This is a genomic window from Rhodococcus sp. 14-2470-1a, assembly GCF_002259425.1.
GTDB lineage: Bacteria > Actinomycetota > Actinomycetes > Mycobacteriales > Mycobacteriaceae > Rhodococcoides > Rhodococcoides fascians_E.
Genome location: NZ_NPFZ01000028.1, coordinates 153,751 through 165,962, shown reverse-complemented (window position 1 = coordinate 165,962; position 12,212 = coordinate 153,751). Strand labels below are relative to the sequence as shown.

Genomic DNA, 12,212 nt, shown 5'->3' with positions numbered 1-12,212 from the left:
TTTCCACGACCCTTGACAGACATCCGATTTGAGGAGTTAAGTTAGCGGCAATTCGCATGCACCCTTCCTGCATCCGCCCCACGTCCTGACACCCGGCTGGAGCTCTCGATGACCCACGGTTTGCACAGAACCGAAGACGACGGCGTACTCACGCTGGAAATCGATCGACCCGAAAGAATGAACGCGCTCGACGGCGCCACCACGACCGCACTGATCGACGCACTCACCGCACTCGGGCCGAGCGTTCGGGTCGTCGTGATCACCGGGCGCGGACCTGCGTTCAGCACCGGAGCAGACATCGTCGAACTTTCCCGCGCCCAGCCGAGAAGCGACGCCGAAGCACGCCTGCAGGCAGACCACACGATGGACGTCGCATCCTCCTTGATCAGGGCCGTCATAGACGCACCCGTTCCGGTGATTGCACAGGTCAGCGGCATCGCCGCGGGCATCGGGGTGTCTCTGGCACTGGCCGCCGACCTCGTCTACGCCGCCGAGGACGCCACGTTTCTTCTGGCCTTCACGGGCGTCGGGCTGATGCCCGACGGTGGGGCGAGCTTGCTCGTCCCGGCAGCGATAGGACGCGCCCGAGCCACCGCGATGGCACTGCTCGGTGAGCCGATGACCGCGCGCGACGCCGCCGCGTCGGGTCTGATCACCCAGGCGCTTCCGGCGGACGAGCTCGCCGACACGGTCGCATCGGTCGCGCGCCGACTGGCACACGGACCGGCCCGCGCCCTGCAGCTGACCAAGCACGCACTGACGGCATCGACGCTTGCACTTCTGGGCGATGCGTTGGCGCGCGAGAGGGAAGGGCAGATCGAACTGCTGACTGCGCCGGAATTTCGCAATCGAGTAGGCGCACTACTCGGCGACAAAGGCGAATCACGGCAAACTTAGACAGCACATGACATGCAGAAACAAACGTCTCGATTTGCCCTCGGGTAAGCCCGACCTTCGGTACGCTCACTGCACATCCCGCCTTCGACGAAAGAGGAAGAGCGATGTCCGCTCCCTTGAACGAACCCCATCGTTCGATTCGAAACAATTGGAACAACCAGGTTCGTCGGCATGCGCTGATGCAGCCCGACGCCACTGCCCTGCGCTTCCAGGGCGCCACCATCACCTGGGCCCAGCTCGACAGCCGGGTCGGCAGGTTCGCCGGCGTCCTGAGCCGACGAGGGGTCGGCTCAGGAGACCGTGTGCTGATCCTGATGCTCAATCGGCCCGAGTACCTGGAAGCCGTGCTCGCGATCAACGCACTCGGCGCACTGGCCGTCCCCGTGAACTTCCGCATGACTCCGCCCGAGGTCGCCTACCTCGCGCAGAACAGCGGTTCCCACCTGTTGATCACCGACGAGACACTGTCCCCCTTGGCCGATGCAGTTGCAGCACAGGTCGATTCACTGGGCGACATCATCGTCGTCGGCGACGCCTACGAAGAACTGCTCGCCGACGCGCAGCCTGCACCACCTGTCGACGTGCGCGACGATGCACCCGCGCTGATCATGTACACCTCGGGAACCACCGGTAGACCCAAAGGCGCTGTGCTGACACACTCCAACATGCAGGCCCAGTCGCTGACCTGTATTCGAGCACTGCAGATGCACGGTGTCGACGAGGTCGGCTTCTGCGCATCGCCGATGTTCCACATCGCCGCTCTCGGCAGCCTCGCACCGAGTCTGCAACTGGGCATACCGACGGTGATCTACCCCGTCGGTGCATTCGACCCCTCGACCCTTCTCGACGTCCTCGCCGAAGAAGGCGTCACCACCCTGTTCCTCGTGCCCGTGCAGTGGCAGGCCATGTGCGCCGAGCAGACACGCAAGCCGAGAGATCTGAGCCTTCGCGTCATCTCGTGGGGCGCGGCACCGGCGTCGGACACGATCTTGAAAGCCATGGCCGAGACGTTCCCGAACGCCCTGAACGTGGCAGTGTTCGGCCAGACCGAGATGTCGCCCATCACCTGCGTGCTCGACGGCAAGGACGCGCTACGCAAACTGGGCTCGGTCGGACGCGTCGTACCCACCGTGTCGGCGCGGATCGTCGACGACGAGATGAACGACGTACCGACCGGACAGATCGGCGAAATCGTCTACCGCGGACCCACTCTCATGCAGGAGTACTGGCAGAACCCCGACGCCACCGCCGACGCTTTCCACGGCGGCTGGTTCCACTCCGGTGACCTGGTCAGGCAGGACGACGAAGGATTCGTGTTCGTCGTGGACCGCAAGAAGGACATGATCATCTCCGGCGGTGAGAACATCTACTGCGCCGAGGTGGAAAACGTCCTCTACGGGCATCCGCGCATTCTCGAGGCGGCTGTCATCGGACGCCCGGACGGAAAGTGGGGCGAAGTCCCGGTTGCCGTGGTCGCCCTGAGCGACTCCGACGACCTCACGTTGGCCGAGTTGACCTCGTGGCTCGGGGATCACCTGGCGAGGTACAAGCACCCCAAGGAACTCGTCGTCGTCGATTCACTCCCCCGCAACGCCAGTGGCAAGGTCGTCAAAGTTGCACTGCGCACGTCCTATTCACCGACACCCGCGTAACCGGTGACTGTCGACCCCGCGGCGAAAGCGTCGCCGACGCGCGACCTCGCGAATCAGGTCGGCGGTCTGATCGCGTTCTCGGTCACCGCGGCGACCCGCACGGTCACCACGATCGCACAACGGAGGCTCTCCCTCACGGAGACGGTCACCCAGGCCTTGTTCGTCGCCCGGGTGTGCACGATCCCCGCGCTGTTGCTGATGCTTCCCATCGGAGTGTTGATCGCGGTGTCCGTCGGGTCGCTGGCCGGAAGACTGGGCGCGGGAGCGTATTCGGGCGCAGTCGTCGCCTTCGTGGTCGTCGGCCAGGCCGCCGCACTCGTCTGCGCATTGATGTTGGCGGGGGTCGCCGGGTCCGCGATCTGCGCCGACCTCGGCTCGCGCACCATCCGCGAGGAGATCGCCGCCATGGAGGTGATGGGGCTCGACGTGATCGCCAGGCTCGTCGTGCCCCGGTTGATCGCTTCGATGTTCGTCGCACTCGCAGTGTGCGGAATGGTCACCGTGGTCGGGGTGGGAGCCTGCTTCTTCTACCAGGTCTTCGTCGCCGACCAATCCGCAGGTGCATTCCTCGCCACGTTCAGCGAATACGGCCGGGTGTCCGATTTCGCGATGGCGATGGTCAAGTCCGTGTGCTTCGCGATCACGTCGACTCTCATCGCGTCGTACAAGGGCCTGAACGCCAAGGGCGGACCGAGCGGGGTCGCCGACGCCGTCAACGAAGCCGTCGTCCTGGCCTTCGTCATGGTGTTCGTCGTGAACACGGTTCTGTCGCAACTGTATGCAGTGATCGTTCCCGCGGTGGGGACCTACTGATGAACTACGACAGTTTCGTTCGGCTGAGGCGACGCGGCCGGGGTGTCACGAACGTCTTCGCCGAACTCGGCCGTCACGTGACGTTCTACGCCGAAACCGTTGCATCCGTGCCGTACACCCTTCGCCGCTACCCCAAGCACGTGGCACAGCACGTCGGCGAGGTCAGCTTCGGCTACGCGTCACTGCTCGCCGGCGGCGGAACCATCGGCATCGTGTTCGCGATGTCCGCCGTCGCCGCGATGATGGTCGGCGTCGAAACCTATCGTGGGTTGGACCTGATCGGCCTCACATCGCTGTCCGGCTTGCTCTCCGCCATCGCCAACACCCGCGAACTCGCACCCGTCATCGCCAGCATCGCCCTCGCCGCCAAGGTAGGGACCGGGTTCACCGCCCAACTCGGCGCGATGCGGATCTCCGACGAGGTGGACGCGCTGGATTCCATGTCGGTGCGCCCCATACCGTTTCTGGCGACGACTCGGGTGATCGCAGCAGTGATCTGCATCGTGCCGATCTACATGGTCGGACTCATCGCGACGTTCGTCGCGACGCGTCTCGTCGTCGTCACCTTCGGGGGCAGTTCGGCCGGGACCTACGACTACTACTTCCACCTCGCACTGTCCCCCGGCGACCTCGTCTACTCGGTCGTCAAGGCCGTCGTGTTCGCGATCATCGTCGCACTCGTGCACTGCTCCTACGGTTTTCACGCATCCGGTGGCCCCGAGGGCGTCGGACGGGCGGCCGGGCGCGCGCTTCGTACGTCGATCCTCGCGATCGGTATCACCGACGTGTTCCTCACCTTCGTTCTCTGGGGCGTCGTCCCCTCCGTCCCCGGGCTCGGTGTGTCGTGAGACCACGTGTACTGGGCCCGAGCCGGACAGCGCTCGCCCTGCGCGGACTGGCCACGGCCGCAGCCCTCGTGGTCGCAGCCGTCGCCGCTGTGGCGTACGGGAACGGCGCGTTCGAACGTGCCCCCGAGGTGTACGCGGAGATCCCGTCGTCCGCGGGCCTACTGATCGGTGAAATCGGCGTCCAGTACCACGGAGTGCAGGTCGGAAAAGTCGTGGACATCGACAGCGGCGTCGATCGATCCCGCGTCACCATGCGCCTCGACACCGAGGTCCCCGCGTCGGCGCTCGTACGCGTCGTGCCGCGGACGTTGTTCGGCGATGTCTACCTACGCCTCGTCGACCATGACGGGGCAGGCTCCGAACCTCTGCGTGCGGGCGACGAACTCGCGATGGACACCGGGCAGGACGCCGTGCAACTGAGCGAGGTCTATCGACAGGTCACCGACCTGCTGGACAGCCTGAAACCGGCCGAGGCACAGGCCGCGTTGACGGCGATCAGCACCGCCCTACGCGGCCGAGGTGAACAACTCGGCGCCACGATCGAGCGGCTCGCATCACTGTCGACGACGCTCGAACCGTCCATCCACGCCGTCCTCGACAGCACCCCGCAGACCCTGCAGGTGGCCGATGCAGCCGCTGCGGCAACACCGGACGTCCTGGCGACCATCGGGGCAGCGACCAGCCTGTCGCAGACGATGCTGGACCACTCGACCGGGGTCGAAGCGTTGCTGACGACGGCCGCGCGACTCGGCGGCGCCGCAGTGACCGTCGCCGACGAGAACCTGCCCGGCGCCATCACCGTCGTTCGTCGCGGCTCGCCCGTACTGGGCACGGTGTCCGAGAACTCATCCGGCCTGGCGTCGACACTCGATCAGTTCGCGCCGTTCGGGGCAGCGGGAGCGCGGATCTTCGCGACCGGTCGCTTCGACATCACCGCCGTCCCGGACTTCTCGTCGCCGCTGCCCTACACCGCGGCGGACTGCCCCCGCTACCCCGGGCTGAACGGGCCGAACTGTGCACTTGCCGAGGTTCAGGACAGCGCGAGCGGGACATCGGAACCGTTGAACCCGGCCAGCACCATGCTGCTCGCTCCCCTTCTCCGCGGAACGGAGGTGACCATCAGATGACGTCGCTGGCACGTCCGATGTTCGCACTCGCTGCGTTCGCGGTGGCAGGGTTACTGTCCGCCGTAGTTGTCGTCGACACCCTCAGTGTGCCGGTGAGCGGTGAGACGAGGAGTCACACTGCAGAATTCACCGGTGTCGAAGGGCTCCGCACCGGCAACGACGTCACGCTCGCAGGTGTACGGATCGGCAAGGTCGACGACGTGCGCTACGAAGCCGACGGCGCCAGAACCATCGCCGTGGTGGATTTCGACGTGCAGACCTCCGTGCCGATTCCCGGAAACGTCACGGCAGCAATCAGATACGGCGACATGCTCGGTGCACGCTATCTTGCGCTCGTGCCACCCGCAGACCCCGCCGGCACCCTCGATTCCACGATTCCCCTGGACCGCACGTCGCCACCCGTCGACCTGACGGCCCTGGTCAACGGCTTCAAACCACTGTTCGACGCCATCGAGCCCAGTCAGGTCAACGCGCTGGCGCGGTCCATCACCGACGCATTCCAAGGCGAAGCCGGCACCGTCGACTCACTGCTGCGTCACGTCGCCGGCGTGACTCGGGGACTCGCGAACAACGACCAGCTCTTCAGCGACCTGATCGCCGACCTCGACGCGGTACTGCAGACCATGAACAGCCACGACGCCGACATCACCCGCCTGATCACCGGATTGACCGATATGAGCCGGGTCGTCGCCGACCGTAACGACTCCCTCATCACTCTTCTCGACGACGGATCGACCGCTGTGGCGGCACTGGCCGAACTGGCGACCGACGCGTCGGCGCCACTCGACGGCACCGTCGCCGATCTCCGTGCGACGACCCGATCGTGGATACCCAACACCGAGCAGTTCGATCGCACGATGACGTTGCTGCCCGAGCTGGCGAGCTCCATCAACAGCATCGGCGACTACGGCGGCTGGCTGAACCTCTACACCTGCAACTTCACCCTGACGGCGGGCGACGCCGAGACGAACATCTTCGGCGACGCGCACACGGAGATCTGCCGATGAACACCACCAGACTCGGCATCGTCGGAATTCTCGCCGTGACAGTCCTGCTCGCGTCCGCCCTCCTGATTCCACAGGGCTGGTATCTGATTCGAACTGCGCCGTACACAGCACAATTCGCGCACGCGGGCGGACTCACCGAAGCCGACCCCGTGTTCCTCGCCGGCGTGCCGGCCGGACGCGTCGACAGCGTCGAACTGGCCGGAGATCACGTCGACGTCCACTTCCGACTCGACCGCGACCAGCCGCTCGGCGACCGCACCCATGCTGCCGTCAAACTCCGCACGATCCTGGGGAAGCGATACCTCGAGATCGTTCCCGACGGAAGCGGACCCGTCGGCGACGATCGAACGATTCCGACGGAACGGACGTCGGTTCCCTACTCTCTCGACGACATCGGAACCGAAGTACGCACGGTCGCCGAAGAACTCGACGTATCCGCGCTCGAGTCCATGGTCACCACCCTGCGCGAGACCGTGCCGGAGGACTCGTCCGTGATGTCCGATGCTCTCACCGGTATCAGTGCGGCGTCGGAGGTCCTGGCCCTGGGCGACGACAAGATAGCGAGCCTGCTCGACGTCGCGCAGTCGCTGACGTCGACCGTCGCCGCAGAAAGCCAGTCGATGACGACACTCCTCGGGAACGCACAGCTCGTGCTGTCCACGTTGTCGGATCGCCGAACCGCACTCGGCCGCTTGGTAACCGACCTCCGAACGCTGATCGGCACCGCGTCGGCGTTACTCGACGACAATGCCGACGAACTCGACCGTCTCCTGGTCGACATGACGTCGGTGACCGACACCCTCGAACGGAACGGACAGAACATCGACACGCTCCTGACGACACTTCCTCCCGCCTTGCGCGCCGTCACCGACGCCACGGGTAACGGCAACTGGGTCGATGTCTCCGCCCCCGCGGGACCGATTCCGGACAACCTCCTCTGCTCCCTCGGAGTTCAACAGGGCTGCACCCGATGAACACCCGCGCCGCGAGAGCCGCGCTCGCCCTCGCCACCGTCGCAGTGACCGCAAGCGCGTGGTTCGTGTTCCACGGAAGCGGCGACAACACCACCGTCACCGCGGATTTCGCGTACATCAACGGAATCTACCCGGGTAGCCCGGTCCAGGTCCTCGGAGTCCCGGTGGGGACCGTCGACGCCGTCGCTCCACAGGGCACCTCGGTCCGCGTGACCATGACGGTGGCGGGCGACGTCGACATCCCCGCGGACGCACAGGCATTCGTCATGAACCCGTCGGTCGTCAGCGACCGCTTCGTCGAACTCGGACCGGCATACCGCGGCGGACCCGTCCTCGGCGACGAGGTCATCGGAGTCGAACGCAGTCACTCCCCGATCAACTGGGACCAACTGCAGGACAGCCTCGACACCATCGCCACAGCGCTCGGACCCGACAGTGGTACCGGCGGAGAGGGCGCCGATGTCGGGGGCGCTCTGTCCGCCCTCGCCGACAGAACGGCCGGTCTCGGGCCGCAGATCAACGACGCCATAGGAGACATCTCGCGCGCAACCGCAGTCGTCGGAGGCAACAGTGAACAACTCGGTGCGCTGATCGATAACCTCGACCGCTTGATCACCGCCGTCACGGCCCGTCAGGGCGCGGTGCAGTCGGTCACCGACTCGCTTGCGGATCTGGGGAACGAGATACAGCGTCAGGACCTCGAGATCGGGGAACCCATCGCCCAGCTGAGGTCGATGTTCGACCATCTGGACCGACTGCTGGCAGACCGAGGGGACGACGTGCGGGCCGTGGTGCAGAATGCGGGCGCACTCACCGGGCAGTTCGCGGCGCGAGAAGCACAGTTCGCCGAATTCATGGACGTACTGCCGCTGATGATGCAGAACATCGGCAACACCATCGGCGAAGACCAGCGCGCCCGGATCCGGTTGAACATCTCGACCGATCTCGACCAGTTCGCCGCCGCGGTACCGCTGTGTCGCGAATACGCGTTGCCCATCTGCACCGGTGCAGGCATCACCAACCCGATCACCGTGCCGTTCGAGACGCCCGATCCGCTGGGCCTGCCGCAACTGTTGGGGGGACCACGATGAGACGTCCAGCGCTGGTATCCGCCTGTATGTTGTTGTCCGGCATGCTGTTGTCCGGCTGCGGTATCGGTCTGGGACAACTCCCCGTCGGCCGGTCGGCGGACGGTGACGACTACCACGTCACCGCACAATTTCCCCGTGCCGACCGGATTCGGCTCGGCACCGAGGTCCGCGTCGGCCAGCAGCTGGTCGGGCGTGTCGACGACCTGTCCACCGATGGCGTCGTCGCAGCGGTGGGACTGAGCCTGTCCCAGTCCGTTCCGCTCCCGGCCGATGTCACGGCGTCACTGGAACTCGCCTCCGCCCTGGGTGAACCCTACGTACGGCTGACGATCCCGGGCGATGCCTCGACGAACAACGACACGCTGGCCGACGGCGACACGCTCGAGAACACCGAGATCGGGCCCGAGCTCGAGACGTCGCTCGCCACGCTGGGTCTGGTGTTGAACGGCAGCGGACTCGACCAACTTCGCACCATCGGCACCGAGCTGAACGCCGCGTTCGACGGCCGGGGTCCCGACATCCGTACGCTCCTGGTCGGTGCCGACCGGATTCTGGCGAACGCCGCCGAGCACCAAGCCGAGTTCGACCGCGTCCTGGCCGCGGCACGCTCCGTCTCTGCGATGCTGGCGGACAACCGCGCTGCGATCGACGCCGGGCTGACCGTAGCCGCTCCCTTGATGGAGCTCCTCGTCTCCCAACGCGACCACATCGCCTCGCTCGTCGACTCCACTGCGTCACTCGCAGCCTCCGCACAGAAGCTGTTCGCGGACAACCAGTCCCAGATCTCCGACGGCATCGACGATCTGGCCCACATCGTGCACTCGATCCAGAGCTTCAACGCGTCCGTGACTCCGGCACTGACCAACATGAACCAGTTCATCGCCGGATTCAACGGTGCGGTCCACGGCGACTACCTCGTCTTCGACGGCGCACTCGACCTCCCCGAGACCGTCGGAGAACTGACCACCGGGGGTCGCCTCGCGGACATCCCCGGGGCACTGGATCCACTGCTCGCCCCCGAGGCACCGCGATGAACAGGCCGGTCCGCATACAGCTGGTGTTGTTTGCCATCACCGCCGTCGTCGCACTCGTCGTCGGCAGCACCTACGCGCTCGGATCGCAATCGCTGCGCGGCTCGATCGACGTACACGCAACCATGGCCGACGCGTCGAACATCGGTGTCGGTACCGGTGTGACCTACCGAGGTGTCGCGGTCGGATCCGTCGCCGACGTCTCGGTCACCGCAGGCGGCGCCGAGGTGAGAATCGCCCTCGATCCCGATACCCGCGTTCCCGTCGGATCCACCGCATCCGTGACCAGCAACAGTGCCCTCGGAATACAGACCCTCGACATCTCGCCGACCACCGAACGAGGCCCGTACCTCACCGACGGCGACAGCCTGGACGTTCCGCCCGAACTGGCACCCGTTCGACTCGACGAGTTGCTGACCCGGATGGCGGCCCTCGCCGAATCCATCGATCCAGCCTCGATCACCACGATCGGCGAGACGTTCAGCGCCGCCGTGGGCGGCACCGGCACCCAACTGCAGCAACTACTCGACGACGCCGACACCCTCAGCCGGATGCTCGACGAGCACGCCCCCGCGCTGGCGAACATCGTCGACCGTTCGGTACCGATACTGGATACCCTCGCGTCCCGCTCGGACGCGCTGCCAGGAGCTGCGCGCGCCGCCGCCGACGTCACCCAACAACTGCTCGCGCAGGAACCGTCGTTGATCTACCTACTCGATCGATCACCCGACGCCCTGGCACGAACACAGCGACTGCTCGACGACACGCGCGGAACAGTAGGCGCATTGATGACCAACCTCGTCACCGTCACCGGAGTCCTCGCAGAACGCACCCCTGCACTGGACGCACTGCTGATCGCGATGCCCGAAACGCTCGGAAAACTGACATCCATCGTGCACGGCGACCGAGGCGACTTCACCCTCGTCGGTACCCAAGGCCCGGTCTGCTGGTACGACACACCACGCCGCGTCGTCGGCGACACCACACCGCGCGAGGCGAACCTGAACCTCTACTGCCCACCCGGCGACGACCTCGAACAGCGCGGCGCCCAGAACGCGCCGAGACCGAACGACCTCGGACTGTCCGGGTCGACCGTCCCCGGCAGCGTCACCGGGCCCCCGATCGCCGAAAATCCCCTCCTCGTCCCGACCGGTGTGGAGGCACTGAACTACTGGAAGCAACTCCTGGAAGGAGTACGGAAATGACACTCCGCACACGCGTCGTCGCAGTCGTGATCGCCGCTCTCACAGTGGGTGTGGCCGTCCTCGGATACCTCCACCTGAACGACCGCGAGCAGAACGACCTCCGGTCCGCGGCACTGGCGTCGGCGACGCAGTACACCGAAGAACTCGCAACGTACGACTTCGGCGATCCGGGTGCGAACCTCGACCGAGTGACCGCCGCATCGACCGAAGAATTCGCCGGCACCTACCGCGACGTCTCCACGAAACTGCAGGACCTCCTGACGACCGGACAGGGCACCGCGACCGGGCACGTCGTCGCCGCCGGAATCGTCGAACTGACCGACGATCGAGCCACCGTCGCGGTGTTCCTCGATCAGCAAGTACGGAACCTCGCGGCACCCGACGGCCGCACCGATTCGTCGCGCATGATCATCGAGCTCGAGCGGAGCGGAGACCGGTGGTTGCTGGCGTCGGCCGAGCCTCGCTGACACCCGTCGCGGGGGTGCTCGCCGCATGATCGCAGCCCCTCGGGTCGGACCTAACTGCTGGTCGGGGCACACCCCGAAACGCAAAGGACGTAGCCTGGCGGGGAAGGAACGGTGGCTCTCGTCGAATCACACGCGTGTTGGTTCGATAGATTGTCGGAGCCACCAGGCACGATGCAAGAGGGTCGAAGACCATGTCAACAAAGCGACGGGTCACCACAATCGAGGAGAACAGGCCATGGCTTTACCAGTATTGACTCCGGAACAGCGCACCGCGGCTCTGGCCAAGGCTGCCGAGGCACGCACCGCCCGGTCGAAGCTGCTGGCCGCCGTCAAGTCCGGCGAGCTCAGCGTCGCTGACGTTCTCGCGAAGGCCGAGAACGACGAGATCGTGAAGAAGACCAAGGTGTCCGCCCTGATCAAGGCACTTCCGGGTGTCGGCTCGGTGCGCGCCGCTCAGCTGCTCGAGCAGCTGTCCATCGCAGACACCCGCCGTATCGGTGGACTCGGCGCAAACCAGCGCGAGGCACTTCTGGCGGCTGTCGCGTCCTGATACGACGCTGGATCGGCCTGCAGGGTTATCGAGGACATATCTCGCTCGTGCGGGGCTAGCATTTCCCCATGAACGTCGAAGTGACCCTGCTGCCCGGGATCGGGGTGCGGAAGGATTTCGCCCTCGCATCCGGGCGCCGCATCGGTGTCATCACCCGCAAAGACGGGGCGAACGAGCTGATCGTTTCGCGTAAAGACGACCCCGACGCAACACAGGCGTCCATCACCCTGAGCAATGAGGAAGCGGCGGCGCTGGGCAACCTGCTCGGCACGCCGCAACTCATTGCTCAGCTCGGGGAAGAGCATCGCGACCTTCCCGGCATCAACACACGCCAACTGCCCATCAAACTGGGCTCGCGATTCGACGGCCGCACTCTCGGCGACACCACCATGCGCACCAAGACCGGTGTGTCCATCGTCGCCGTCATGCGCGCAGGCCAGGTGCAACCGTCACCCAATCCCGACTTCACGCTCGTCGCGGGCGACCTGCTCGTCGCCGTAGGAACCGCCGACGGCCTCGACGCCGCAGCCAAGCTGCTCGGCAGATAGCG

The 12,212-nt window shown here is 65.8% G+C and carries 13 protein-coding genes; all 13 read left to right on the top strand.

What is annotated here, in order from left to right; translation table 11 throughout:
• Positions 1–108: 108 nt before the first annotated feature.
• Positions 109–897, top strand: a complete 789-nt coding sequence (locus CH292_RS16480) for an enoyl-CoA hydratase-related protein (protein WP_179277987.1) — start codon at positions 109–111, stop codon at positions 895–897.
• Between the two features lie 104 nt (positions 898–1,001).
• Positions 1,002–2,549: a fatty-acid--CoA ligase FadD5 gene (gene fadD5, locus CH292_RS16475; protein ID WP_052083221.1), complete on the top strand. Its 1,548-nt coding sequence runs from the start codon at positions 1,002–1,004 to the stop codon at positions 2,547–2,549.
• Positions 2,550–2,552: 3 nt separating this feature from the next.
• Positions 2,553–3,362 carry an ABC transporter permease gene (locus tag CH292_RS16470; RefSeq protein WP_033190078.1) on the top strand — a complete coding sequence of 270 codons (810 nt, stop codon included), beginning with the start codon at positions 2,553–2,555 and terminating at the stop codon, positions 3,360–3,362.
• Positions 3,362–4,210: an ABC transporter permease gene (locus CH292_RS16465; protein ID WP_080732928.1), complete on the top strand. Its 849-nt coding sequence runs from the start codon at positions 3,362–3,364 to the stop codon at positions 4,208–4,210. The genes CH292_RS16470 and CH292_RS16465 overlap by 1 nt, the downstream gene beginning before the upstream one ends.
• Positions 4,207–5,337 carry an MCE family protein gene (locus CH292_RS16460; protein ID WP_094655261.1) on the top strand — a complete coding sequence of 377 codons (1,131 nt, stop codon included), beginning with the start codon at positions 4,207–4,209 and terminating at the stop codon, positions 5,335–5,337. The genes CH292_RS16465 and CH292_RS16460 overlap by 4 nt, the downstream gene beginning before the upstream one ends.
• Positions 5,334–6,344 carry an MCE family protein gene (locus CH292_RS16455; RefSeq protein ID WP_094655260.1) on the top strand — a complete coding sequence of 337 codons (1,011 nt, stop codon included), beginning with the start codon at positions 5,334–5,336 and terminating at the stop codon, positions 6,342–6,344. The genes CH292_RS16460 and CH292_RS16455 overlap by 4 nt, the downstream gene beginning before the upstream one ends.
• Positions 6,341–7,318: an MCE family protein gene (locus CH292_RS16450; RefSeq protein WP_094655259.1), complete on the top strand. Its 978-nt coding sequence runs from the start codon at positions 6,341–6,343 to the stop codon at positions 7,316–7,318. Before CH292_RS16455 ends, CH292_RS16450 begins: the two co-directional genes overlap by 4 nt.
• Complete coding sequence (locus CH292_RS16445) at positions 7,315–8,409, top strand: MCE family protein (RefSeq protein WP_094655258.1); 1,095 nt, start codon at positions 7,315–7,317, stop codon at positions 8,407–8,409. Before CH292_RS16450 ends, CH292_RS16445 begins: the two co-directional genes overlap by 4 nt.
• A complete protein-coding gene (locus CH292_RS16440; RefSeq protein ID WP_256978168.1) occupies positions 8,406–9,443 on the top strand; it encodes an MCE family protein in 1,038 nt (345 codons plus the stop codon). The genes CH292_RS16445 and CH292_RS16440 overlap by 4 nt, the downstream gene beginning before the upstream one ends.
• Positions 9,440–10,645: an MlaD family protein gene (locus CH292_RS16435; protein WP_094655256.1), complete on the top strand. Its 1,206-nt coding sequence runs from the start codon at positions 9,440–9,442 to the stop codon at positions 10,643–10,645. Before CH292_RS16440 ends, CH292_RS16435 begins: the two co-directional genes overlap by 4 nt.
• Positions 10,642–11,112, top strand: a complete 471-nt coding sequence (locus tag CH292_RS16430; RefSeq protein WP_094655255.1) for a hypothetical protein — start codon at positions 10,642–10,644, stop codon at positions 11,110–11,112. The genes CH292_RS16435 and CH292_RS16430 overlap by 4 nt, the downstream gene beginning before the upstream one ends.
• A 235-nt stretch (positions 11,113–11,347) precedes the next feature.
• Positions 11,348–11,662 (top strand): integration host factor, actinobacterial type, encoded by a 315-nt coding sequence (gene mihF, locus CH292_RS16425; RefSeq protein WP_026347388.1) that lies wholly within the window; start codon positions 11,348–11,350, stop codon positions 11,660–11,662.
• A 68-nt stretch (positions 11,663–11,730) separates the two neighbouring features.
• Complete coding sequence (locus CH292_RS16420) at positions 11,731–12,210, top strand: cation:proton antiporter regulatory subunit (RefSeq protein WP_019662882.1); 480 nt, start codon at positions 11,731–11,733, stop codon at positions 12,208–12,210.
• Positions 12,211–12,212: the final 2 nt, after the last annotated feature.